Origin of the sequence: Leptospira neocaledonica (assembly GCF_002812205.1) — a bacterium.
GTDB lineage: Bacteria > Spirochaetota > Leptospiria > Leptospirales > Leptospiraceae > Leptospira_B > Leptospira_B neocaledonica.
The window spans coordinates 25,712-49,735 of record NZ_NPEA01000006.1; the positions used below are offsets into that span (position 1 = coordinate 25,712).

General features: G+C 40.7%; 25 protein-coding genes. 13 read left to right on the plus strand and 12 right to left on the minus strand.

The window, feature by feature from the left end; translation table 11 throughout:
• Positions 1-5: 5 nt before the first annotated feature.
• From murJ to lipB, 4 genes are all read right to left on the minus strand, one after another.
• A complete protein-coding gene (gene murJ, locus CH365_RS11355; protein WP_100768701.1) occupies positions 6-1,595 on the minus strand; it encodes a murein biosynthesis integral membrane protein MurJ in 1,590 nt (529 codons plus the stop codon).
• A 37-nt stretch (positions 1,596-1,632) separates the two neighbouring features.
• On the minus strand, positions 1,633-2,337 hold the full coding sequence (locus tag CH365_RS11360; RefSeq protein WP_100768702.1) for an STAS domain-containing protein: 705 nt from the start codon (positions 2,335-2,337) through the stop codon (positions 1,633-1,635).
• A gap of 6 nt (positions 2,338-2,343) precedes the next feature.
• Complete coding sequence (locus tag CH365_RS11365) at positions 2,344-3,324, minus strand: LIC_12071 family protein (RefSeq protein WP_100768703.1); 981 nt, start codon at positions 3,322-3,324, stop codon at positions 2,344-2,346.
• A 65-nt stretch (positions 3,325-3,389) separates the two neighbouring features.
• Positions 3,390-4,079, minus strand: a complete 690-nt coding sequence (gene lipB, locus CH365_RS11370; protein ID WP_100768704.1) for a lipoyl(octanoyl) transferase LipB — start codon at positions 4,077-4,079, stop codon at positions 3,390-3,392.
• On the opposite strand from lipB, the gene CH365_RS11375 reads away from it, so the two are divergent.
• From CH365_RS11375 to CH365_RS11385, 3 genes are all read left to right on the plus strand, one after another.
• Positions 4,057-4,590, plus strand: coding sequence for a type II toxin-antitoxin system antitoxin SocA domain-containing protein (locus CH365_RS11375; RefSeq protein WP_100768705.1), 534 nt, complete (start codon positions 4,057-4,059; stop codon positions 4,588-4,590). The genes lipB and CH365_RS11375 overlap by 23 nt on opposite strands.
• 5 nt (positions 4,591-4,595) lie before the next feature.
• On the plus strand, positions 4,596-4,952 hold the full coding sequence (gene panD / locus CH365_RS11380; protein WP_008592788.1) for an aspartate 1-decarboxylase: 357 nt from the start codon (positions 4,596-4,598) through the stop codon (positions 4,950-4,952).
• Positions 4,953-5,139: 187 nt separating this feature from the next.
• Positions 5,140-5,988: a hypothetical protein gene (locus CH365_RS11385; RefSeq protein WP_100768979.1), complete on the plus strand. Its 849-nt coding sequence runs from the start codon at positions 5,140-5,142 to the stop codon at positions 5,986-5,988.
• Between the two features lie 69 nt (positions 5,989-6,057).
• Here the strand turns inward: CH365_RS11385 and CH365_RS11390 are convergent, their stop codons facing one another.
• The gene (locus tag CH365_RS11390) at positions 6,058-6,300 is read right to left on the minus strand and encodes a hypothetical protein (protein ID WP_100709534.1); all 243 of its coding nucleotides are present in this window, start codon (positions 6,298-6,300) and stop codon (positions 6,058-6,060) included.
• Between the two features lie 151 nt (positions 6,301-6,451).
• Positions 6,452-6,739, minus strand: coding sequence for a hypothetical protein (locus tag CH365_RS11395; RefSeq protein ID WP_100768706.1), 288 nt, complete (start codon positions 6,737-6,739; stop codon positions 6,452-6,454).
• 60 nt (positions 6,740-6,799) lie between these two features.
• On the opposite strand from CH365_RS11395, the gene CH365_RS11400 reads away from it, so the two are divergent.
• Positions 6,800-8,335, plus strand: a complete 1,536-nt coding sequence (locus CH365_RS11400) for an HDOD domain-containing protein (protein ID WP_425268554.1) — start codon at positions 6,800-6,802, stop codon at positions 8,333-8,335.
• Positions 8,322-9,122: an ABC transporter ATP-binding protein gene (locus CH365_RS11405; protein ID WP_100768708.1), complete on the plus strand. Its 801-nt coding sequence runs from the start codon at positions 8,322-8,324 to the stop codon at positions 9,120-9,122. The genes CH365_RS11400 and CH365_RS11405 overlap by 14 nt, the downstream gene beginning before the upstream one ends.
• Before the next feature lie 296 nt (positions 9,123-9,418).
• Here CH365_RS11405 and topA read toward each other — a convergent pair whose 3' ends face one another.
• The 6 genes from topA to CH365_RS11435 form a co-directional block, all read right to left on the minus strand.
• Entirely contained in the window at positions 9,419-11,263 is a 1,845-nt protein-coding gene (gene topA / locus CH365_RS11410) for a type I DNA topoisomerase (RefSeq protein ID WP_100768709.1), read from the minus strand.
• Between the two features lie 38 nt (positions 11,264-11,301).
• On the minus strand, positions 11,302-12,150 hold the full coding sequence (locus CH365_RS11415) for an oxygenase MpaB family protein (RefSeq protein ID WP_100768710.1): 849 nt from the start codon (positions 12,148-12,150) through the stop codon (positions 11,302-11,304).
• 176 nt (positions 12,151-12,326) lie between these two features.
• Positions 12,327-13,256: a cysteine synthase A gene (cysK, locus tag CH365_RS11420; RefSeq protein WP_100723592.1), complete on the minus strand. Its 930-nt coding sequence runs from the start codon at positions 13,254-13,256 to the stop codon at positions 12,327-12,329.
• A 123-nt stretch (positions 13,257-13,379) separates the two neighbouring features.
• On the minus strand, positions 13,380-14,450 hold the full coding sequence (locus CH365_RS11425; protein WP_100768711.1) for a hypothetical protein: 1,071 nt from the start codon (positions 14,448-14,450) through the stop codon (positions 13,380-13,382).
• Between the two features lie 51 nt (positions 14,451-14,501).
• Positions 14,502-15,059 (minus strand): gamma carbonic anhydrase family protein, encoded by a 558-nt coding sequence (locus tag CH365_RS11430; protein ID WP_100768712.1) that lies wholly within the window; start codon positions 15,057-15,059, stop codon positions 14,502-14,504.
• A 101-nt stretch (positions 15,060-15,160) separates the two neighbouring features.
• Positions 15,161-16,681, minus strand: a complete 1,521-nt coding sequence (locus tag CH365_RS11435; RefSeq protein ID WP_244283151.1) for an LA_3751/LA_3752 family putative glycosyltransferase — start codon at positions 16,679-16,681, stop codon at positions 15,161-15,163.
• Positions 16,682-16,806: 125 nt separating this feature from the next.
• On the opposite strand from CH365_RS11435, the gene lepB reads away from it, so the two are divergent.
• The 8 genes from lepB (at position 16,807) to CH365_RS11475 (ending at position 23,937) form a co-directional block, all read left to right on the plus strand.
• The gene (lepB, locus tag CH365_RS11440) at positions 16,807-17,364 is read left to right on the plus strand and encodes a signal peptidase I (RefSeq protein WP_100768713.1); all 558 of its coding nucleotides are present in this window, start codon (positions 16,807-16,809) and stop codon (positions 17,362-17,364) included.
• Between the two features lie 256 nt (positions 17,365-17,620).
• Positions 17,621-18,628 (plus strand): type I glyceraldehyde-3-phosphate dehydrogenase, encoded by a 1,008-nt coding sequence (gap, locus tag CH365_RS11445; protein WP_100768714.1) that lies wholly within the window; start codon positions 17,621-17,623, stop codon positions 18,626-18,628.
• 3 nt (positions 18,629-18,631) lie between these two features.
• Positions 18,632-19,822: a phosphoglycerate kinase gene (locus CH365_RS11450; RefSeq protein WP_100768715.1), complete on the plus strand. Its 1,191-nt coding sequence runs from the start codon at positions 18,632-18,634 to the stop codon at positions 19,820-19,822.
• A gap of 21 nt (positions 19,823-19,843) precedes the next feature.
• Positions 19,844-20,596: a triose-phosphate isomerase gene (gene tpiA / locus CH365_RS11455; protein WP_100768716.1), complete on the plus strand. Its 753-nt coding sequence runs from the start codon at positions 19,844-19,846 to the stop codon at positions 20,594-20,596.
• Between the two features lie 133 nt (positions 20,597-20,729).
• Positions 20,730-21,110, plus strand: a complete 381-nt coding sequence (gene secG / locus CH365_RS11460; RefSeq protein ID WP_100768717.1) for a preprotein translocase subunit SecG — start codon at positions 20,730-20,732, stop codon at positions 21,108-21,110.
• Positions 21,046-21,810: an endostatin-like outer membrane lipoprotein LenA gene (lenA, locus tag CH365_RS11465; RefSeq protein ID WP_244283153.1), complete on the plus strand. Its 765-nt coding sequence runs from the start codon at positions 21,046-21,048 to the stop codon at positions 21,808-21,810. Before secG ends, lenA begins: the two co-directional genes overlap by 65 nt.
• Positions 21,811-21,815: 5 nt before the next feature.
• Positions 21,816-22,940, plus strand: a complete 1,125-nt coding sequence (locus tag CH365_RS11470; RefSeq protein WP_100768718.1) for an LIC_12097 family sensor histidine kinase — start codon at positions 21,816-21,818, stop codon at positions 22,938-22,940.
• 1 nt (position 22,941) lies between these two features.
• A complete protein-coding gene (locus CH365_RS11475) occupies positions 22,942-23,937 on the plus strand; it encodes a response regulator transcription factor (RefSeq protein WP_100768719.1) in 996 nt (331 codons plus the stop codon).
• Positions 23,938-24,024 lie beyond the last annotated feature (87 nt).

Sequence of the window (24,024 nt, forward strand, 5' to 3'; positions counted from 1 at the left end):
CAAAATTACTTTTTACGAAATAATTTTCCAGCTATTAACCTTATCTCTTCCAGTCCCAAAATCAGACTCATTAGGAAAAAAATTACCATCCCCGGCACGACAGCTGCGCATAAAGAGATCCTGGAAGAATTCGCATAACTCAGGCCTTTTTCGGAGAGAAAACCTAAGGCACGAAGATGGACAATCTCCTTATAGAAGAATAAAAATGCAGCCATGGCTAAAAGAGGCAGGACCAATTTTGCGATTTTAGAAAGAAAACCTTCCCAGGGAAAAGAAACGTCATGCTTTTTCAAATTATTCGAAAGTAAAGTCCAGGTAACGACAGTAGAAACTGCAGAAGACAATGCGATTGCGGAATGTTTTAGAAAAAAGATCAGAGAAAAGTTCAATGTTAGGTTTAAAACAAAAGTGAATGCTTGGACCCTTAAAGGAGTTTTAGTATCTTGGAAAGCATAATAAGTAGAAATCAAAACCTTATTCATGCTATAGAACGGAACAGCTAACGAATAAAATATTAAAGGTAAGATTGTAGTTTCCGTAGCGAGATGATCCCATCTTCCTCCATAATAAATGGAATCCAGGATTGGTCCGGCCAAGATACCTATCCCGAGAGCGGCAGGTGCAGTTAAAAATCCTGCAAAACCTAAAACTCCCAACATTTCCTTCGGAACCTCGGAATGTTTATTTTGTTTTAAGGAAGAAAGTAAAGCAGGTAGAGTTGTGGTTGCAAGTGCCACACCTATGATCCCGGTGGGAAGTTGCACCAATCTCTGCGCATAATCTAAACTAACAACTGCACCTAAGCCGGGATTTGTATTCTGTACATAGTTTGCTAAAAATATATCCACCAAAAGTCCAAGTTGGTAAAAACCTCCACCGACAGCCGCAGGTAACATCAGTTTGAATATTTTCGAAATAGCAGGATGTTTATAATTGAAGGAGAAGATCGGGCCTTCTCCATTTTTAGAAACATACCAAGCCTGAACAGCCAACTGTATGATCCCTCCTCCTACGATTGCAAAACATAAAACCCTGACCTTAGTTAAAAGTTCCCAATCTACAAAGGGGAAAATTCCTAAAAAAACAGTGAGGTAACTTAAGTTCAGAATGATAGGAGAAAGAGAAGGAACAAAAAATCGATTCTTAACGTTGGAGATCGCCATATAAATCGAAGATAAACTTGCGGTAACAATTAAGAAAAAAAGAATATAGGTAAGTTCTACTACAAGCCCTGAATATTCGGGAGTCCCGCCTACAAGTATCGGAAGAGCAAAGGGCGAAAACGTAAATACGATTACTACAAAACTTAAAAGGATTACAAAAAGAAAACTTAATACAGCACCGCTCATTTTTCGAGCGGCGATAACCCCTTCCTTCTCCGCATCCGAGTATAATGGCATGAAGGATTGGGAAAGAGTTCCTTCCGCCAATAAATTGCGAAACATATTCGGCAATCTATAAGCGACTGAAAATGCAGAGGCCACTGTGCCTGTCCCGAAAGACACGGCCATAAAATGGTCTCGGAACACTCCTAAAATTCTGGAAACGAGGGTGTAAAAAGAAAGAGCGAAACTTCTTCTGGCAGCTTGGGACAAGAGATCCTACGTAGTCGGTGTTTCCGACGGATTGAAACTAACCTAATAGTTTCTCCAAGTATCGAACTCCACCGGTGCGACTCACGTCAAACTGAATTCCGCAATTAGGACATTGGTGACGACCAAGAGTTTTAATCCTAAGTCTTGCCCTACATGACTCGCAGTATAAGACTCTTTCTTGGATGTTTCTCGCCTGCTCCAAAGAATGATCTAGATCTTTTCCAATCTTAGTCTTTTCTACTGGTTCTTGCCCTGGAATGGGAACAGTACTGATCTCAGGAACATAAACGTCCGACTTAGTTAAAGAAGAAGAAGGACTAGAATAAAACTGAATCGGTTTAGTCTGCCTGAGAGAAGAAATACTTTCCGATTTTTCGGTTCTAGTCCTTCTATCCTCGATCTTCAAAGAAGAAAGCCAAACCTCAGCGTCTTTTTCGTTCCTGAAAAAGTTCGGACTCTTATTCAAACCGAATAATCCTAAAACTAATAAACCTTCTTCATTCCAATCGCTGAATGCAATATTACCGCCGAATTTTTCGAAGAAGTTTTTCAATTCCACAAGAGCGGAGATACCATCTTCTTCTATATATTCCACAAAATGAGAATTGACGAGTACAAGTCTTTCCCCTTCTTCCCAGCGTGTTTTAATAAAACGCACGAGGTCGAATGCGGAATAGGAATCCAGAACCCCTTTCGGAGTCACCTTCAGTATATGTCCCAGTTTTGTAGTATGAATTTCCAAAAAAGTTTATCCTAGATAAATAGCGTCTATAATTTCCGCTTTCTCCCGATTGACCGCTTGTGCAGGAGAAGAAGAAGCCACCGGAGGAACAGGAATACTTCTCTCTACGGGTGCCGGGTTTTGGCTTTGGTAAGAAGGAGAAGAAGAAGAAACATTTTCTCTCCAACGGATCGGCCCTTGGGTTTGAGCAAAGTCGACCTTCTCCCATAAAGGAGGAGCAGATGGATGTTCTGCGATATACCTTCCGTCCTGAGTAAACGATGTACGAACACTCTTAATAAGTAAATGAGCAAATCCTAATACAAGAGCGCAGATAAGAGCGATGATCGTATTATTTTGCAAAGTCCACCAGAAAAGTTCGGTCTGGATTTTCACAAAATGTGCAAAGTTCCCTCTTTCATATTTCATATGGAGAGAAGCTACTCTTTCCAATTTTTCAGGATGATATACTGCCATGGAAAGAAGAACGCTTGGCTCGGAAATTTCAGGAAAATAAGGAGAAACAATCTGCATCAGTTTATCATTTTGGAAAGTATTCTTATCTCCTAAAAGGATTGGAGTTCCTATCTGCCATTTTCTCAAATGATGAGCCGCAGTATAATTGGTAGATAAAAACTTAGGTTCCGGTTTTCTTTTAACTCTTGGATCGGACACATAATCTTCGTTAGATGATGCAAGAACGACACCTGAATCATCTGTCATACTAATCTCTGAAATGATAAATCCTTCTTTATCTCCCGAAGTCACTTTTACAAGTCTTGTGAATGCAAAATTCAGATCTTCCAATCTATCTTTGCTTAATTTTCCTTCGCTGGATTTAGAAATAGCACCGATTGTATCTCTGGCTCTTTGGTCCGAAAGATTTTTGATCTGCTCGAAAGAAGCAAGAGAGGATTCCAAAAAGGACCATGCAGAGGCTCCGGCGGCGATCCCTTCACAAACCAAAAGTGCTAAAATAAAAAATAGAATATGTTTAAAAATTTGCACCTGAGAACCTCTCTTCTTTTAAAAATCGGCCGATTTCGGCTTTTTTCTAAAGAATAAAAATCCTTTTAGGCGCGGATTCTCTCTTTTACGGACTTTAAATTTTCTAGAAATCTGGACTGAAAAGCCAGGATCCATTCCTTCTTCTTATCTTCTCCGCTTGGAAGTCCCAGTTGGGAGACCGAAATCATAGATTTCCAGTCCTGTCCGCAAGGATGGATACATTGGAAGGCGGAAAAATCATTAGAAACATTGAGGGCAATCCCGTAGCTCGTGAACCAGGACTTGAACAAAACTCCCATAGAAAGAATTTTGCGATTGGGAGAACTAGAAAGATACAGCCCGGGAGCGTTCGGATTTTTTACCAGATCCAGACCCCAAACTTCCTTCGTGGAATAAATTGCAGATTCCAGGACCTGATCCAGAAATTCCGAGATGGAAATTTCTCTTTTTTTTAAGTCCAAATGTACATAGGTAACGATCTGTCCGGGTTCGTGAGCGGTATAATCCCCGCCTCTTTTTATGTATTGGAGAGAGATCCCGTGTTCGGAAAGGAAGTCCTCATTTCGGAGAAGATTGTCGATATTATAATTGATCCCACCGGTTATCGTAAGAGGGTGTTCCAAAAATAGAATCGATTCCCTTCGATTTTCCCGGGACTTCTCCTGGAAGCGGACGTAATCTTCGTACGGAAGGGGATTTTTCAGGGAAAAAGCCTGCACACTCGTATTATTTATGGAAAAGCTGCTCGAAGTCATCTCCTTTATACTCCAAAGATCTCCCAAAGGAAGAAACCGTCAGGAACTTGCAAAATTGGTTTATCTTTCCGATGGAGTATTCTTCCAAAAATACGCCAAAGTAATTACGGAGCAAAAGTACATCCATCTGGAAGATTCTCCGTATCCGATGGAATTGAATCAGGCACTTCTCCACCTGAAAGAAAATCGTCTAATAGATGTGACCCCGAAATTGACCGAGACCGGGATCTCGGGTTATTTATTAACCTGGGTTGGAACCGAGCATGAGGACGAGATAGACCTGAACCGCCAGGAGAAAAGAATACTTCGCAAGGTTCTGGAAAATTTCAAAGGAAGTGTTTACGACGAAAATAGAGTGTATCCGAATTTATACGAAAATTACGTGATCACTCCCCTTTTCTCGGAAATAAAGTTTAGCAAAGAAACTATTAACACTAAAATCCATTTCTTTAAGAGAAAAACGCTTTTGAATATCTCGGGCAAAATATTTAAGGTACTTTTTAGCGAGTAAACCGAATGCTCATCACTGTTTGCAAAGGTAAAATCCATAGAGCCACCGTAACCGACGCGGACCTGAATTATGAGGGAAGCCTGACGGTAGATATGGATTTAGTAGACGCCGCAGGAATGTTTCCTTACGAAAAAGTTTCCGTTGTGAATGTAAACAATGGATCCAGATTCGAGACATATCTGATCGAAGGCAAAAGAGGTTCCGGAGAGATCTGTTTGAACGGAGCTGCTGCCCGCCTCGGAATGAAAGGAGACAAAGTAATTATCATCTCCTACGGTTCCTTGGAAGAAAAGGACCTACCAAAAGGTTATAAACCTCAAGTCGTTCTCGTGGACGATAAGAACCATATCAAAAAAGCCTAATTTCTTAGGCTTTCCCCAAACTGTAATCCGCTGGACTAAATCTAGGACTCGGGTAGAATCGAACGGTTTTCATCCCGAAATGGAAATTCTTCTCATTTTTTTGAGGAAAAACGAGAAGTAACGGCTAAGTTTCGGGGCTTAGAAGTCGATATTCAAAATGAAGAACCGTACTGGGACATTAAATCGCATGAAATCCGTCGCAAAATTTTCTTTTATCTTATTATTCTTAATTTTGGGAAATGGCATTTCCGGCCAAAACAATGCGGAAAAGGAAAGTAAAGGTTCCGAAGGAGTGGAATATTATCCACTCGCCTATTACGACGATAGACTCTTAGTCAAAGAGGTTTCCTTTTTCCGTAGACATGCGGATAACGGAAAAGGCGAATTCATGGACGTAATGGTTGAACTCGAGAACAGAGACTTCGACGCAGCGAACTTCTCCATTTATATTTTAGCAGTAAACGAAACTCCACTTTCCAGAGTAGATGATCGCAGAGAATTGGTCCCCTTCCCTAAGTGGAGACAGTACGATGTGGAAGAAGAAACAAAGGTAGTAAACTTCCAGAATTTAGTTCCTGTAAAACTGGACAGCAAAAACGTTTGGGGAGAGAAGAAGTTCGCAGACGTGAAAAAAACCTACGATGAAAAGATCGCGAGGGGAGAAAAAGTAAAATTCCCGAATCCGAATCTGGACACCCTGGTTCATTATCTCACAAATAATCCTAAGGATGCACTTCCAATCGTTCTTTACGGAGAAGAAGGACCTGCAAAAGACAAAGTCCTGATCAGCAATTTCGTGCCTCAGACTGCAGAAGATCTGCAAAAACAAAAACACGATACTTTAAGCAAACATACTTATACCGTATACAATGCTAAGTATAAATCCACGATCTTCTCTCACCATTACACTGAGTATCGTCCTGGATATTTTACATTTAACAAGGTTGTAGTTTTGATCTTCAATCCACAAAAAGAGAAAAACAAGTTAGTTTATCGTAAGATCATAGACATCAACGGTTTGAAATTGGTGAACTAAGACTTAAAGATCGAGACTCTCAAGTCTATATAATAAAAAAGGACCCAGAAAAGGGTCCTTTTTTTGTGCTCAGGGACTTTGACCAGATCCTGGTCTACGGTAACGATCTATACTGCCCGGAACGAATCTTGTGGTCCATTGTCCTCGGTCGATGTTTTTCTCCACCCAACCTTTTCCATGATCCCATCTACCATCCGATATAAAATCGAAAAAGTAAGAGGAGTTCATGTACCGATAGGAGTCCATGATATCTAAGATATCTCGACTCTCCGAGTCCTCAGGAGCCTCTTCGAAGAAGAAGTTGCTATCCATTCGCCTCTACCATGAATCGTTCCATACAAATGTCCATCTTTATTTATAGTCCGCCTCAAAACTTATGTCATCGAATTTGTACCGGGTCGCGGGCTTCAAGAGCCTGAAAGGCTCTTAGCTAATGAGAAAATAATCTAGGGTTGGTCTCATATCAAGACTCATCCCCTGATACTTTAGACTCCGGCTCCTCCCTGTTCCCCTCCCGCTGGTTGGAAATGGAATAAAGAAAAGGCAAAAATCCCTGGTTTTTTTCAGGAATAGACTCCTTTCTCAAAAACTTGGATCGGGTCTTTCTGTAAGATTGTTTGGTTTGCCTGAACTTCTCCGCCTCGTCCAAAAGCCCATCCAATCGATTCTCCAGAAAAAATCTAAGTTCTTCCTGTAAATCCTCGCCGATTTTTTCGGATCCTTGTTCTGAATTTTTTGGCTCCTTCTCCATTTCCGGCCCCCAAATAGTATTTTAGGTCTCCCCCGGACAAACAGGTGCCCAATTCGAAAAATGGAGCGCATTTTTTTTCTTGCGACAAGGGAGTTTAGACCCAAATTTGAGGGAATGCTAAATCCGACAGAACTCACTGAAACCCTTGTCTCCGGGAAAGATATCGAACTGGAATATAGATTTATTTCAGACGAGGACCATCAGCAGATTTATCTTCTGCTACTCCAGGTTTTGGGAAATCTGGACAGATTATTTCTCACGGAAGTGGTTTCTACCATTCTGAAAGAACTTTTGATGAACGCGAATAAGGCGAACGCCAAGAGGCTTTTTTTCCTTACGGAAGGACTGAATATAAACGAAGCATCTCATTATAATAAAGGGATGAAACGTTTTCTGGAAGATATCATCCATAAATGGGATGAACAGGAGAAGGTACTCAAAGGTTCCAATCTATCAGTTCGTCTCCGCGCAAAGATCATGAACCAGAACCTGATCTTTTTGATCGAGAACGATGCGGCACTTCTTCCCCAAGAGTCCGAAAGGATCAAAGCAAGATTAGAATCGGCGAGTAAGTTTAACGATCTATCCGATGCATTTCTTTCTATGGCAGACAGCCAAGAAAGTGCGGGGCTTGGACTCGTTCTCATACAGTTATTATTAAAAAACTCAGGCATAGGTTCTGATAAATTTAAGATAGAAACAGATGGAAAGATCACTAGAGCTACCTTAGTGATCCCTAAACAGATCGTTCCATTGGATGTGGCTACCAAACTCAAAGACAGGATCTTGGCAGAAGTGGATGGACTTCCCCCACTTCCTCATACTCTGACACGAATAATAAATCTTTGTAACAATCCTGATTCCGATTTAGGAGTTATCGCTAATGAGATAGAAAGAAATCCTGCCATCAGCGCGGACCTTCTAAAACTTTCTAACTCGGCGGGTTTCGCGAGTAGGAATAAAGTAAATACTATCGTCCAAGCTGTTAAGGTTGTGGGACTGAAGAACGTCCGAAATCTTTTGTATGTATCAGGCGTACGAAAGATCATGGAAGGAAGATATTCCAAACTCCAAGAAGTATGGAATCATTCCAACCTTGCGAGTTATTTCGCGAGGCAGGTTTCTCAAAGAGCTGGACTCGGAAAACTTTCCGATATCGCAGCAGTCGGTGCCTTACTCCATGATTTAGGAAAATTCATTTTGCTTTCATTGGACCCTACATTATTCAAACGTTTGGCGTCTTACCAAAAGAATAGGGACCTTTCCAATTCCACGATCTTAGAAGAAATTTCCACAGGTATTTCTCATCCCACCCTGGGAGCAATGCTCGCCAGAAAATGGGATTTTCCTCCGGACCTTGTACATATGATCGAATTTCATCATAGAGCCTTCATGGCGACTAACACGATTTATACGGATTTAGTTGATTCTGTATACGTTGCAAATATGATGTGCGATTATCTGGATAAAAAAACCAGCTATTATGCCGCTGACTCGAGTATACTAAAAAAATTCCAGTTAGACGATAAGGCAAAGTTCGAAGAGACCTGCGAAAAATTGGCAAAGGCCTACGAGATCGCGAATGAAGAAAACTGAATCTAATAACCTACTCAATTTACACGGAATTAAGTTTTATAGATCCGGGACTCCGATTCTGGACGGGATCGATTTTCAGATCAATTCCGGAGAGCATTGGGTACTTTTAGGCCGGAATGGAGCCGGGAAAACCACTTTGGTAAATTTGATCTACGGTTCTGTATGGCCCACAGCAGGTAGGATCAATCTTTTCGGCGAGACCTTCGGAGAAACTCCTTTGCAAATCTTACGTAATAAGATAGGAATCTTGGATTCTTCCCAGCAAGAAAGCGCGCTTCAAAAAAGTCTTACAGTTTATGATGTACTTCTAACCGGTTTTTTTCATACCATAGGTTTTTATAGGGAATCCAATGCCTGGGAAGAAAAAGAAGCGGAACGAATTTTAGAAGAGAACGGTTTCGGCGCTAAAAGAAACCAACTGTTCCGCACTTTATCTTCAGGAGAAAAGAAGAAAATACTCTTCTTAAGAGCAATGTGCACTTCTCCTGAATTTGTAATTTTAGATGAGCCATGTTCCGGACTGGATCTGACAGCCAGAGAGGAATTTATAGACTTCTTAGATGAATATAAGAAAAATCGAAACTTCACTTCTATTTATATTACCCACAGGATCGACGAAATCCCCCCTTTTTACGAACATGCTGCTCTTTTAAAGTCAGGTAAGATCCTATTCTCAGGAGAGATCAAGGAAGCATTTAGCTCCGCAAGACTTTCCGATCTATACGACCGTAAGGTAGAAGCAGAAAATCGGAATGGCACCTGGGTAGCAGTTACTGAAAGAAAGTAAGCAGGATTTTCGCACGGAGTCCATAGAGAATACGGAGAGGATTTGCGATGTAGAAACTCCTACATACGAAAAATTTATAGTAGAACACTTGTAGGAGCTCCTACAATATCTTTGCCAGATCTAATTATTTCAAAAACGATTTAAGAAATATACATATACATGGAGTGAATTCTTTACCTGAGAGCGAAGTCAGGATGGCGAAGCGCCCCGGAGCTCTGCACAGGAAGTGCAGGCGAAGGGGAAGGTAAAGAATTCACTCCAAAAATACGTTTCTTAAAGCGTTTTTGAAATAGATTTTAGATATATTCCGCATAATCACATTGCGGAAATCTAGAACAGATATAATATTCTTTTTTCTTTGAAGATTTTTTTCTAACCCTCTCCCCTTCTTTGCATACGGGACAGTTCCCATATTTGGGAGTTTTCGGTTTTTCTTTTAGCTGCTTATTGATCGCGATTATATTCGTTTTTTTTAATTGAGAATCCAAGATGGAATAAAACTCGGAAAGCACCTTGGATCTACTCTCCTCTCCCGAAGCGATAGAATCCAATTTTTGTTCCATTTCGGAAGTAAATTTTTCTCGGAATAGATCCGCAAAGGCCGCCTGTAAAAAAGAATTTACCTTTTCTCCGAGAGTCTCCGAATATAATTTTCCTTTTTCCGAATATACGTATTTTCTTTTGTATAATGTCTCTAAGATAGAAGCAAATGTAGAAGGCCTACCAATTCCTTCTTTTTCCAATTTGGAGACAAGACTTGCTTCGGTATATCTGGGAGGAGGTTCTGTGGTTCTTTCTTGGATCTCCCATGGTTCAGGAGTTAAAGTTTCTCCCTTTTTCCAAGCGGGAAGAATATCCGCATATTGATTATAGATCTTTTTATAACCTGGATCTAGGGTAAAAAGTTTTTCTCCTTCCCAAACTTCTCCGCCTGCGTTTGCTATAAATGTTAATCTTTTCCAAGTTTCCGGCTTCATCTGAGAAGCAAGGGTCCGCTTCCATATCAATTCATATAATTTTTTAGAATCCTTACTAAGATTACGATCTCCAAGTTCGGATACGAAAGAAGGCTCTAAAAATATATCTACCGGTCGAATCGCCTCATGAGCATCCTGGGATTTTCCCTTTGTTTTTTTGAGTCTATAAGTTTGAGTTTTGTCGGATACAAATTCAGGACCGAACTTTGAGCCGATCTTCCTACGAATGGATCCGACTGCTTCTTCTCCAATCCGAACCGAATCTGTCCTCATATAAGTAATCAGTCCTTGGGATTTTCCTTTTCCCAAATCTATTCCCTCATACAATTCTTGGGCAAGTTTCATCGTTTTAGATGCAGAAAATTTTAAGATCCTAAACGCTTCTTGCTGCAAAGTGGCAGTAGTAAAAGGTGGAGGCGGAAGTGTTTCTCCTAACTTTTCTTTTTTTTCCGTAATCTGTAATACTTTTGTTTTTTTTAATATAGAATCCAGGAACTCCGAAGCTTTTTTTTGAGTGGAAAAGGCGTCCTTTTGCGGATAAAAAACGATTTTTTCATTTTCTCCCGATCTGTAAAACACGGTTGCGGAAACAATCCAAGTGGTTTCCGGAATAAAGCTGCGGATCTCTTCTTCTCTTTCACAGATCCATTTGAGAGCGACTGATTGAACCCTTCCCGCAGAAAGGCCTTCGCCTCCTACTGCTCTCCATAAAAAGGGACTGATTTTGTACCCGATGAGTCTATCTAAGATTCTTCTTGCCTTTTGGGAATCTACCAAATCCAGATCGATCTCGTCAGGCTCCGAGATTGCCTGTAAAATTTTGTCCTTATGTATTTCTTGGAAACGAATTCGAGAAATCTTTACCTTCTTCCCTAATTTTTGGGCAAGGATATAACCTATAAACTCACCTTCTCTATCCGGGTCGGTCGCAATTAGTACGGAAGAATGTGATTTGGCCTCCTTTAAAATAGAAGATAGAACTTTCTTTTTTCCCTTGAGAGGAACATACTCCGGCTCGAAATCCTTTTCGATTTTGATCCCAATCCGATCCACAGGAAGATCCAAGATATGTCCGAAGGTGGCGAGCACCTTGTATTCTTTTCCCAAATAGGAAGAGATCGTTTTAACTTTGGTGGGAGATTCTACAAGTACTAGAACAGACATTTCGGAACGGACCGGAAATCCAGCCCTTCCGTATTTTTCTAATGAGGTCCTAACTCTTCAATCAAATATCCGTTCGGATAACTAGGGTTATTTCGTTTGGTAACGTAATAAGGAGTTTTTCGAGGTGGCCAGAAATATCGTAAGAAAAATGCTCTGAATTTTAAAATCGAATAGGTTAAACCAGCTACGATCGGATTCGGTTTCGGAAATCCCATCGCTTCTCTAAGAGGTTTGTCCATAAGAGAATACACTGCATTATAAACCAAATATTCCAGACCGGGAATTTTTGGAATTCTGGAAGAAGCGATCTTCATCGTTGCGAGAGCAACTTGTTCTGAGTCTTTAGTTCGGTAGAAGTTTTCCTTTTCGAATCTCAGATTGAATTCCAACATTTCTTCGTAAGTTTCCGGAATATTTTTGATATTCATCTTTTTTCCGATCTGTTTCCAAAGATAAAAATTAGCCAATCTTTCTTTTTCAGTGCTCTTTCTCCATCCGAACTTTTGGTTCCAACGATCCGGCTCGAATATAAAAGTAGTGAGTGTATATAAGAAGTCTTCGTTCTTGATATCGTATTCCTTATGGATCTGGTTTAGCCTTCTCATGGCTTCTCGTCCTCTTTCGCTGTCCAGTCCGTTCTCTATAAATTCCGCAAGGATTAGAGCGGTGTCATCGTATCTTTTTTGTCCTGCAAGTTCGAATCGTTTAGTAGTATTTAATATTTTTGAAATAGAAGGAATTGCAAATGTCCTGAAGAAAGAGATAGCAAGTGAGATCTCCACATCCTGAGGAAAATCATAACTTCCTGCAAGAAATACGATCTTCTGTGCATCCTTCTCCGCATCCAATTCATTAATTTGTTTTAATATTTTCAAACGGTTGAACATCTGTTTATTTTTTCCTTTGATACCGAACTTTTACTTTTTCTACTTTTTCGCACAGATGTTCGGTTTAATTCGCAAAGCAAGTAATTTATTATAATACTTTTATAACAAACAATGAGTACAAAAAAATCCCGACGTTTTACCGCCGGGATTTTCTAAAACAGACTTAGATTGAGATCTTAGCCGTTAGAAGGAACTGGGAAAAGTCCTTCGATAGAAAGGTATCTTTCTCCAGTATCGTAGTTGAAGGTAAGAACTGTTGCTCCTTCCGGAAGTTCAGGAAGTTTTTTAGCAACCGCTGCTAAAGCTGCACCGGAAGATACTCCTAAGAAAATTCCTTCTTCTTTTGCTGCGCGAAGAGCGTATTGAAAAGCCTCGTCCTTAGAAACTTGGATTACTCCGTCGAGTAGATCAGTGTGCAAGTTTTTAGGAATGAACCCAGCTCCAATTCCTTGGATCGGGTGTGGTCCAGGCTTTCCTCCGGAAATTACTGGAGAAGCTTCCGGCTCAACTGCGAATACCTTAGTTTTAGGGAACTTCTCCTTTAGAACTTTAGCAACCCCAGTGATATGTCCACCTGTACCGACTCCGGTAATCAGAGCGTCTACTCCATTTGGAAAGTCTTTCAGGATTTCTGCTGCAGTGGTTTCAATATGAACTTGAATGTTTGCTTCGTTCTCGAATTGTTGAGGCATCCAAGCTTTTGGATTTTCAGAAACTAGTTGTTTTGCTCTTTCGATTGCTCCAGGCATTCCTTTTTCACGAGGAGTAAGATCGAACTCAGCGCCGTAAGCAGCCATAATTCTTCTTCTTTCAACGCTCATAGACTCAGGCATTACTAGGATCAAACGATATCCTTTTACTGCCGCAACAAGAGCTAAACCGATACCAGTGTTTCCGGAAGTCGGCTCGATGATTACTGTATCCTTAGTGAGTTTTCCGCTTTTTTCAGCGTCCTCGATCATAGAAAGCGCGATACGATCCTTGATAGAACCGCCCGGATTGCTACGCTCTAATTTAGAATATACATTGTATTTAGATCCAAAGAGTCGGTTGATTTTCACATGGGGAGTGTTACCGATCGTCTCTAAGATATTATTTGCTTTCATTAGGAATTCCTACCTCTGCAGCTGGGTTTTTGTGAACTTGTCAATATATTAAACATCTTTTTCAATATATCAAATGCGATCAATGAAAAAAGATCAAAACTGTCGGGATATTTCTAAGACCGGTCATACTTCTTTCAAGACAATTCCGGCTAAAAAGGATTCTGTTTCTGGCCCGAAGGAAAGTCCCAATCCCTTATAAACTGCATAGATACTAGAAATATGTACGTTGGAATCTCCAGGCGTAGCGGCATATCCTCGCACTTCTTTACCGTTCACTTCCAATGCCGAAAGTGGAAATACAGCATGTGAGAAAATTCTGCCGTACAACCCTCTATCTCTTCCGGAAGAGAAGATCGAATTTGTAGAAACAAGCTCAGTTGTACTTAAAAACGGATCATTGTCTATCTTAGAAACAAGCCATTCTTTAGTGATTTCTCTTTTTAAGCGGAGATGAAAGCGGATCAAATGCATATAAGGAGAATTGATCGTTACAGAAGAAGATCCCAATTTAATTTTAAATCCCAAATCAGAATATACTTCGTTCAACAATCTTCCATGATGGGTGCCTGTTGGCGATTCCGGAAGAACAAGTAAAGGTCCTGTCACGTGAGGATCGTTTTTTGCCATGTCTGCATCTCTTCGTATCACGAAAAAGTCGGCTTCTTCTAATATGTTTGTCAGCTCTTGTGGTTTTTCGGAGTAGAAGGGCCTAAGTACTCCGGCTAACGTATGAGTATTACATGTGGAAACATGAATGAACTTGGGCGGATTTTTTTCCAAGAGTGGAGCACTTTCCGGATATAAAAACTGAGGTCCGAAAGAATGTTCACTTCCCTGAGCGATAAAAATTTTGATCTGATCGTAAATCGGTTCTGAGTATTCCGATTTTCTTTTATCTGCTACTCCTGGAGGAGAAGAATCGCACACTACCTTAGATTGGGACAATGCGATTTCTTTAGAGATCCATTCCGGGAAAAAGTTCCGGACCCCATTGGAACCATCGTCTACAATGATCCCACCTTTTTCGAGTAAGGAAAGTATCTGAGGTATTTCGGATTTTTGTAATTTGTACGGTTCTACAAAGACCTGGAAACCGCCAAATTTATTCTTTAATACTAATAACAAAGAAGCCAGAGGCCAACCGATGACCCCTGTTCCTCTCAGGTATACTCCCGGAGTTTTTGTTTCGCTCACATAGTTAAGTATTCTGCATATTCCCTAAACGTATAGGAAAATTTTGGAAATTTAAACTATGCTAATCCTATAGGAAAAATCTTGCAGATAATTATTCTTATAGGAGACGTAATTTGCAGCGGTTCTTTCTATCAAATTCCGTTCTTCTTCCGTAATATCTCTAATGATCTTTCCGGGAGACCCCATCACCATCACTCCTGGTGGAATGATCTTGCCTGGGGTTATCATTGCGCCTGCAGCCACGAAGGAGTATTCTCCCAGTTCGACTCCATCCATAATGATCGCTCCCATTCCTACGAATGAATTATTTTTAAGTTTGCATCCGTGAAGGACTGCTCTATGACCCACGGAAACATTATCACCAATTTCTACCGGATGAGTGTTTCTGGAAACATGGACCACTGTCATGTCCTGTATGTTTACATTGTCTCCGATCCGAATATAATTTACGTCCCCTCGGATCAATGTTTGGAACCAGATAGAGGAATCTTTTCCGATCACTACATCCCCTACTACTAAAGATCCTGGAGCTAAAAACACTCCGTCTTTGTAAATAGGTCGTTTACCCATGTATTCTAAAATATTTCCGGACAGATGTACTTCTTGCATATATTTTCCCTCAATCGCGCCCTTATCTTACAACATAATTCGGCCTGCACAAGTCCAAATTATGGATTCTCAGGGAGTCCTCATTACTCTTATATCAAAATCTAATTACGTACAAATTTTAGGATTTCTATCTTATCCAAAGTTTGTTTGGATCCTAATATCCATCCGGATCTCAGAAACCAATTCTCCATTTCAGTTCCGATTTCTTGGGAATCATTTTTTTTAATGGTCTGCATTAGAGATGATGTAATAGACTCGTAACGTGCCATAGATATGGACCCTTTTCTTGTGGAAAGGATGTTCTTCAGTTCTGGCAAATCTTCTATATGTTCTATCTTTAATATCTTTTTACGCAAAATTTCCTGACCAAATAATGCAGACACACTTGAATCCGTTGTTATATATATATCAGGATTCGAATTCAACAAGAACTCATTATATTTTTTATACTCTCTGGAAAGTTTCGCCTGGGCTAAAAAGTAAGTCCTGGTAAAAAACAAAGTTACTAAAAACAAAATTCCTGTCAAAATCCATACTGTAGTCGGGACTTTTTCTGAATTGTTTTTGGAAAAAAATAAAACTACTGCCGGAACAATTAACCAGGAAAGATATCTGGTCCCCCAATCTATATTTGAATCATTAGGTGCAAGATAGGCTCCTAAAAAGAGAGAGATCAAGATTGCCAAGGAAAGTTTTCTTTCAAATTTTTCCAGATCTTTCCATCGAATAAAAAAGTATACCAACCACAAAAGGATCCAAGGACAGAAGAATAAAAACCCGACTCTACCGTTTCCAAAGAAGAGTAGAGAGGAATATTTCTCAAACCCGGTATTCCAACCGATTTTAGCATTGGCTTCGATTCTAGTCCCGATGACGGATCCATATAAAGAATAGTTTATGATTCCGTAAAATACGACTCCTATACCAATCCCGATCAGTAAAACCAGTCTATCCTTATCTTTTGTAGAAACTCCCGAATTACCTTTATGAATAAATTCTACAAGATGGAATACTCCCAGTAAGAAGTATAAAATTGTATTTTCAGGTCGGAAGAAAAAACCGAATCCTACAAATAGTCCTATAAACAATCCTAACAGTTTCGTTTTCACCGGGCAGGCATAAAAAGTAAGTCCAACGCAGGTTAAAAGGAAAGTAATTGAATAATCCGGGAATAATGCGGAATGAAAAAAAGCAGGACTAAAACTCAAAAAAATAAGCGCAGCCCATTTTAAGTTCAATTCTAATTTTAAGAAGAATACTCCGATCCAAAAGAACAAAATAGAAACGTAAAATAGAAAACTGTAATCTCCTAATAGCCCGAATAAGGAAGCAAATAGAGAGAATGCTACAGGAAAAGGCCCCGAAATACCGTTAGGCAAAAGGAGCTGCCAGCTCGGAAAAAATTTACATCCGCCCAGATCTTCTAATATTTTACAACTCAGGTATTGGCTTCTGTATCCTGAATCTATGAATGCTTGCGCCTGTACTATTTTGTTCTGGTTATCGGAGACTAAAACTGAATTTGCATCTACCTTAAATAGGAAAAATGCCGCGAATATAATGGGACAGATAGGAAATAGAAATTGAAGTTTAGAAATTTTTTTTCCGCCGAATAAATCCAAAGAGAAATCAAAGTCCTTTTAATTATTGATTTCGAATATCGGACCTTCGAAAAGCCGATATTTCAACTCTTTTTCAAATAAAATCTACTTTGACCTTTTTTTGCGGATTCATACCTTAGTTCCAAATGTTCTCATTAAAAAAAGAGTTCGCAGAGAAGGAAAAAAAATTCGATCGAAAGAAATTCGCTCAGATACTTTCGATCTCCATCGTGATTGGATTCATATTCGCTGCCTCTGTTCGGATTTGGTTCCTATTTCCATTCGTCCCGGAAACAGAAGAGATGTCTCCTGCATTCCCCAAAGGAAAAAGAATTTATATCTCCCGCTTTGTTAGGGACTCTTCCTTGTTTTTAGGCGATGTGGTCCTAGTCGAACATCCTACACAAAAAGGAAAAGTAGCCTTGGTCCGTATCATGGGAAAATCGGGAGACCAGATCGCAATCAAGGACAAAGTCCTGTACCGTAATGGTATCTCTGAGGCTCAGGAAAAATCCGACTTCTCCTTACAATACAAGGACGCAAGACCCGCTTTCTCCGGAACCTATTCTAGCCGGGATAATCTTTCTAACCTAACGGTAGAAGATCGAAATTACTTTCTTCTATGTGATAACCGAGACGACTGCGTGGATTCGCGAGATTTCGGCCCTTTGCCTTTTGAAAAGATCATAGGTAAGGTATTTTAATTCAATATTCAATCTCGCATCGGAACCGCGACAGTGATGCGCAGGGTTTAGTCTCAAAGAGACCGAAGCGAAAGCGTAGCCCGTAGCAGCGCGGTCCGAGCAAAGCGAGGGGTCGCCCTACTTCCGCTCAATTAGAATCCATCCTAAAATTCGCGAAAAAACGGATTTTCAGGATGGTTTTGTTATAAAAACATGTATTTGAAGAGCCAAAGGCTCCTGTTTTATCAAATAACATGAAGGAAATAAAGGGAAGAAAATGACAAGAATCGCTATCAACGGTTTTGGCCGTATCGGTCGCCTGGTATTCCGTTCCGGGATCAAAGACCCAAATATTGAATTTGTTGCAATCAACGACTTAGTAACTCCGGACAACCTAGGATATCTTTTAAAGTACGATTCTACTCATGGCCGTTTTAACGGGACCGTGGAGCATACTGACGACGCACTTATCGTAGACGGTAAAAAAGTTCTTTGTGTATCCGAAAGAGATCCTGAAAAACTCCCTTGGAAAGATCTAAAAGTTGACTATGTGATCGAATCCACCGGTTTATTTACCGATAGAGTCGGCGCAGAAAAACATATCAAAGCCGGAGCTAAAAAAGTAGTGATCTCCGCTCCTGCAAAAGACAAGGACATCCCTACTTTTGTTATGGGAGTGAATAACGAAAAATACGATCCAAGTAAGGATCATGTGGTTTCCAACGCTTCCTGTACTACTAACTGTCTGGCTCCAATCACTAAAGTGGTTCTGGACAATTTCGGAATTGAAGAAGGTCTGATGACCACTATCCACGCTACTACTGCAACTCAACCTACTGTTGACGGTCCTTCTAAAAAAGACTGGAGAGGTGGAAGAGGTGCAATGCAAAACATTATCCCAGCTTCTACAGGTGCTGCAAAAGCTGTTGGTCTTTGTATTCCTGAAGTAAACGGAAAACTGACAGGTATGTCTTTCAGAGTTCCAACTCCAGACGTTTCCGTTGTGGATTTAACAGTTAGAACTACTAGAGAAACCAGCCTAAAAGAAATTTCAGCAAAAATGAAAGAAGCTTCCGAAGGTGCTATGAAAGGGATCTTAGGTTACACCGACGAGATGGTTGTTTCTAACGACTTCTTAAGTTCTACACTTTCTTCTATCTTTGATGCGGACGCTTGTATCGAGTTGAATTCCAGATTTTTTAAATTGGTTTCCTGGTATGATAACGAGATGGGTTACTCTAATAGAGTTTTAGACCTGATCCGTTATATGGCTAAAAAAGGCTAATCGATGCAGCAATTACCCAGACTCGAAAACGAGGACGTCAAGGGGAAACGAGTTTTTCTGAGGGTCGATTTTAACGTCCCTCTGGATAACGGTAAAGTTTCCGACAAGACTAGAATTGAAAAGACACTTCCTACCATTGAACTTTTGGTAAAAAAAGGTGCCAGGGTGGTGATCGCAAGTCACCTTGGCCGCCCTAAAGGTAAACCGGATCCTCAATATTCTATGGAACCTGTTTACGAAGTTTTTAAAGAATTAGTTAAAACTTCCGTAATATTCTCCAAAGACGTGATCGGAGAAAATGCCGTAAAACTTTCCAAAGAACTAAAGGATGGAGAGATCCTGGTCCTGGAAAATTTACGTTTTCATAAAGAAGAAGAGGAAAATGCTCCCGCTTTTTCCAAAAGCCTGGCAGCACTTGCAGATGTTTATGTAAACGATGCATTCGGTGCGGCTCATAGAGCTCACGCTTCTACGGAAGGAATTGCACATCTTCTACCTTCTTTTGCAGGTTTGTTGATGTACAAGGAGATCACCGAACTTTCTTCCCTTCTTTCCCGCCCTGCAAAACCTTTCGTGGCAATCATCGGAGGTTCCAAGGTTTCTTCCAAGATCAGCGTGATCAAAAACCTGATCGAAAAAGTGGATCATATTCTGATCGGCGGAGGAATGGCTTATACCTTCTTAAAATCTAGAGCTATTCCTGTGGGAAACTCCTTAGTAGAAAGAGATTTCGAAGTGGAAGCTTTCCAATTGATCGAAAGAGCCGGAGTCGCAGGTGTAGATTTCCAACTTCCTGTGGACCATGTGATCGGCGATAAATTCGATGCGAATGCTAAGACCAAAACCGTTGATAAGATGGGAATTTTGGACGGTTGGATGGGAATGGATATCGGTCCTAAGACAATTTCAAATTACGAAAAAGTAATTAAGAACGCCGCTACGATCGTTTGGAATGGTCCTATGGGAGTTTTCGAATTCGATAAATTCGCTCCAGGTACCATGGCGATCGCAAAAGCGGTTTCTAAGTCCAAGGCAAGAACTGTCGTAGGCGGAGGAGATTCCATCGCTGCGATTAATAAGGCAAAAGTGGAAGATAAGATCACTCACGTTTCTACTGGAGGAGGAGCCTCCTTAGAATTTTTAGAAGGAAAAAAACTCCCTGGAGTTGTGGCCCTTCTGAAAGAAAAAACCTAAAACGAATCAAAGGAAATACATATGCGCTCTAAAATTATCGCCGGTAACTGGAAAATGAATCTTTCCGAAAAGGAAGCATTGGCTCTCGCAAGCGGCCTAAAAGAAAAGTTTTCTTCTCTTCCAGATAATAAAAAGGCGGTTGTATTTCCTTCTTCTATTCATCTGGCTGCGGTTGCGAGAATATTAGAAAATTCGAAAATTGCGGTCGGTGCTCAGAATATCTACCCTGCCCCTCTCACCGCAATGACTGGAGAAACCGGTCCGGATCAACTTTCCGAATTAGGTATCAAATTTGCACTCGTTGGCCACTCGGAAAGAAGACAGTTTTTAGGAGAGACTAGCCTTTTCTGTAACCAAAAGATCTCTTATCTTACAAAACATGGTTTTACCGCTGTGTATTGTGTGGGAGAAACTCTGGCTGAAAGAGAATCAGGTAATACCTTCGAGGTTTTGAAAAAACAAATCCAAGAAGGTTTAGGTTCCATTGAAAGCGACCAGTTCTCTCGTATCTGGGTGGCCTACGAACCTGTTTGGGCAATCGGTACGGGAAAAGTAGCAACTCCGGCTCAGGCCCAAGAAGCTCATGCATTTATAAGAAAGGAAATTTCCGGATTATTCCAAAATGGGAAAACAATCTCGGATGTTATGCCTATCCTTTATGGCGGTTCCGTGAAAGCCGATAACGTGAAGGAACTCCTATCCCAAGCGGATATAGATGGAGGGCTCGTAGGCGGGGCCAGCCAGAAGCTGGAAAGCTTCTTAGCTTTATTCTAATTTCTTTCTACCGTAATACAAGCCGCATGGGAAACTCCGAAACGGCTTGTCAGCCTAGGCCATGGCGGTAGTTTGGATTTAAAGCGGATTATTTCGCCAAAAACAAACCTTTTTACCTTTAGGAATTCGACTCATGGGCTTTATTACCGGAACCATCCTTGTTCTTTTCGTTTTTGTCAGTCTATTTCTGATCCTTCTTGTTATGATCCAAACAGGCAAAGGAGGAATGGGTGGAGTTCTTGGTGGAGGAGCAAGCCAATCTGTTTTTGGTTCCTCTACTGCGGATGTTTTGACTAAAGCAACCAGAGTTGCTGGACTCACTTTTTTGGCCTTGTCTTTGATTCTTTCTTTCCTTTTTGCGAAGACTAGTGGATACAATACCACTCCAACGCCTGATATTCTTCCTCCACCAGCTGCGGAAGAGGCCCAGGGCAACCAAGGAGGGACCAATGCCCAAGAATCCGCGCCTACAACCGCACCAAGCACTGAAACTCCGGCACAACCTAAGCCTTAATTTTACTTCTTCTACGAAGGCGGCCCCGAAGGCCGTCTTCCTTCTGCTCCTTCTTCTTTCCTTTCTTTCAATCAACGCTCAGAGCCAGGATGGGACAAAATCCCAGAACAATTCTTCCTCTTCTTCTACCCAAATGTTGAATCAGAGGATCTTACGTGCGTATGAAAGTTTGAGTGTTGCCAGAGAACTTTTGAAATTCGAAAGAATGGAGGCTCTTCCTATCGGAACCTTGGTGACTTGGGTGGGAAATTACCCGAACCGGAAAGGTGTGAAGATCACTAAGTTCTCAGTGACTCAATCCCCTACTCCAGGCGGGATAGAAAGAGCAGAAGAAAAGTCCATTCTTCTGGAATTTAACGGATCTACTCTTTCTAAGGTGGTTTCCGAAATCAAAACTGCGAATTATTCCGCGGAAGATACCATCATGATTCGTATGACGGACAATACTCCTTTGGATAATAATGTGGACGATCTGCTGATCTATGCGGATCGAAACGGTAAAGAGGCAGAATATCCTTTGAATTACCTACCTGATGAGGGGGTAAACCGGGATAGATCCGAGTTTAAGAAAGAATTTTATTTAAAACTGATCGAGGATTTTTTCGTGCATGTTCTAAGGCTTCAGGAAATGCAGGCTCAACATTCTTCCAGAAATCAAAAAAAATTACTGCAAAGTTATAAAGAATCCCTAGAATATTGATCCGGATGTCATCCCTAATGGAAAACCTCCACGAAAGAGCGGAGGAACTCCAAGCTATTTTGGACGGAATCACAGAGCCCCTAGTTTTGATAGACTCGGGCTTCAGGGTTCGTCGTGTAAACAAGGCCACTCTTGAATTTTCGAGTGAGCCCGACTTCCCTTCTACTCTGGGCAGAAAATGTTACGAGGTTCTGTACAATCGTTCCGCGGTTTGTCCTTATTGCCCAATGAAGGACCATCATGAAAATGAAACGGACTTCGACGCACAATTCGAAGGTAAGGGAGAAATTGGACGAGAGATCTTTCATGTAGCCAATGATCAGAAGGAAACCTTATACTTAGATTTTTTCCCAATTCGTAAGGATGGGAGTATTGTCTCCATAGTGGAGAAGATCAGCAATATCACGCGCATCAAAGAGAAAGAAGAAGAGAACCTTAGGATCCGTAACCTGGCTTCTCTCGGTATTTTTATCTCAGGTGTGGCTCATGAGTTGAATAACCCGCTCACCGGAATGAGCCTCACTCTTCAGAATCTGATGAATAATTTATCCAGTATGGATCCAGCTTTTTTTCGAAAAAGATTGGAGATGATCAAAGAAGATCTTACCCGAGCAGCAATGATCGTTTTAGATGTGATCAGCTTTGCTAAACCTGATAAATTAGTCACTACCACTGCGGATATTCATGAAACCATAATGAAGGCAAAAGACTCGGTTACCTGGGTCTATCCGGTTCTTTCTAAAAATACTGAATGGGAAATTTTAAGTGAACCGGGTATGACATTCCAATTCAATCCGGTCAAGATGGAGAGACTCTTCATCAATCTATTCAAAAACTCTCTACAAGCTTACGATTATGGAGAAGGTAAGATTAAGGTAGAAGTTAGGCGCACTCGTAATATGATGCATATTTTTGTGGAAGATACTGCGGGGGGAATTCCGGAAGATATGCTGGATAAAATTTTCTCTCCATTCTTCTCCAAAAACAAGTCAGGGATAGGAACTGGTCTTGGACTTTCTATCTGTCATTCCATTGTAAGAGAACATTCTGGAGAATTGACGGTGCGTTCTTATGATAGAAAGACCAGATTTAAAATTTCTCTTCCCTTAGTACAACCCAAAGGAAACTAAATTGTCCAATCATCGTATCTTAGTAGTAGAAGATATACATTCCATCCGGGAGGCGGTAAAAGATATCCTAGTCCGAGATTACGAAGTTTTCGATGCGGAAAATTACGATGAGGCGGTTAAAATTCTTTCTAACGAGCATATAGATCTGGTCATCACCGATATTCGTATGCCCGGTAAATCGGGATTAGATCTGATCAAAACCATCCAAAAGGAATATCCTTCCGTGCAATATTCCTTGATGACCGCTTATAATATTAACGATTATATTAATTTCGCCTACCAACACGATATCTGGAATATTATTCCGAAATATTCATTTTTAGACATCAATCTGATCACAGTGATGGTCAAAAAACTTATTTATAGAGATATCTTTGGTGTAGAAAAATATTTCGGACCTGACTTCAAGATCTTAGAAGGAGGCAGCGAAGAAGAATTTTTAGTTCCACCTGAAAACGGGATCGTATTCCGTAAGATCAGCTCCGATAAGGATCGGAATTATATTTGCAATCGTGTAGGTAAATTTCTGATCGAAAAAGGAGCACCTAACGCAGTCCAACAAATCTTGGAAGAGTTGACTTCTAATGCAATGATCCGCGCTCCGAGAGACTCCAAGGGAAATTCTAAATACCAATATGAACTTCCTTCTCGAGATCTTCTTGTTCCTCTGGAACATATCCAACTCGCCGAAACGGATTATTTTGAGATCGGTTACGGGATCGCTGAGAATTCTTATATCGTAGTAGTCCGAGATCATTTCGGTTCTTTGAACAAAAAGGAAATTTTAAAACGTTTGGACAGGCATATCACTGTGGATAGTCCGACCGGTTTGCCTGCTGGACTTGCGGATTCTCATGGTCGAGGTTTGTATATTTGTAGAGAGATCTCCGATCAGTTGATCTTTAATATCGAGAAGGACACAAGAACAGAAATTATAGCGCTATTAGACAAGCAGACAAATAAGGGCTATAAGTCCTTGTCTATTTACGAGGTTTGAAATTTAAGTCACTGAGTTGGGAAGAGTCACTAAGATTTTTTCACACAGAGGCACAAAGTCTCCGAGAATTATATCTGTAGAAAATTC

Coding starts and splice junctions, on each gene's coding strand:
- CH365_RS11450 (WP_100768715.1), top strand. CDS start 18,632: ATGCAGCAATTACCCAGACTCGAAAACGAGGACGTCAAGGGGAAACGA.
- secG (WP_100768717.1), top strand. CDS start 20,730: ATGGGCTTTATTACCGGAACCATCCTTGTTCTTTTCGTTTTTGTCAGT.
- lipB (WP_100768704.1), bottom strand. CDS start 4,079: ATGACTTCGAGCAGCTTTTCCATAAATAATACGAGTGTGCAGGCTTTT.
- CH365_RS11395 (WP_100768706.1), bottom strand. CDS start 6,739: ATGGAGAAGGAGCCAAAAAATTCAGAACAAGGATCCGAAAAAATCGGC.
- CH365_RS11400 (WP_425268554.1), top strand. CDS start 6,800: ATGGAGCGCATTTTTTTTCTTGCGACAAGGGAGTTTAGACCCAAATTT.
- lepB (WP_100768713.1), top strand. CDS start 16,807: ATGTTCTCATTAAAAAAAGAGTTCGCAGAGAAGGAAAAAAAATTCGAT.
- gap (WP_100768714.1), top strand. CDS start 17,621: ATGACAAGAATCGCTATCAACGGTTTTGGCCGTATCGGTCGCCTGGTA.
- CH365_RS11430 (WP_100768712.1), bottom strand. CDS start 15,059: ATGCAAGAAGTACATCTGTCCGGAAATATTTTAGAATACATGGGTAAA.
- cysK (WP_100723592.1), bottom strand. CDS start 13,256: ATGAAAGCAAATAATATCTTAGAGACGATCGGTAACACTCCCCATGTG.
- CH365_RS11375 (WP_100768705.1), top strand. CDS start 4,057: ATGGAAAAGCTGCTCGAAGTCATCTCCTTTATACTCCAAAGATCTCCC.
- CH365_RS11385 (WP_100768979.1), top strand. CDS start 5,140: ATGAAATCCGTCGCAAAATTTTCTTTTATCTTATTATTCTTAATTTTG.
- CH365_RS11390 (WP_100709534.1), bottom strand. CDS start 6,300: ATGGATAGCAACTTCTTCTTCGAAGAGGCTCCTGAGGACTCGGAGAGT.
- panD (WP_008592788.1), top strand. CDS start 4,596: ATGCTCATCACTGTTTGCAAAGGTAAAATCCATAGAGCCACCGTAACC.
- topA (WP_100768709.1), bottom strand. CDS start 11,263: ATGTCTGTTCTAGTACTTGTAGAATCTCCCACCAAAGTTAAAACGATC.
- CH365_RS11405 (WP_100768708.1), top strand. CDS start 8,322: ATGAAGAAAACTGAATCTAATAACCTACTCAATTTACACGGAATTAAG.
- CH365_RS11415 (WP_100768710.1), bottom strand. CDS start 12,150: ATGTTCAACCGTTTGAAAATATTAAAACAAATTAATGAATTGGATGCG.
- CH365_RS11470 (WP_100768718.1), top strand. CDS start 21,816: ATGTCATCCCTAATGGAAAACCTCCACGAAAGAGCGGAGGAACTCCAA.
- lenA (WP_244283153.1), top strand. CDS start 21,046: ATGCCCAAGAATCCGCGCCTACAACCGCACCAAGCACTGAAACTCCGG.
- tpiA (WP_100768716.1), top strand. CDS start 19,844: ATGCGCTCTAAAATTATCGCCGGTAACTGGAAAATGAATCTTTCCGAA.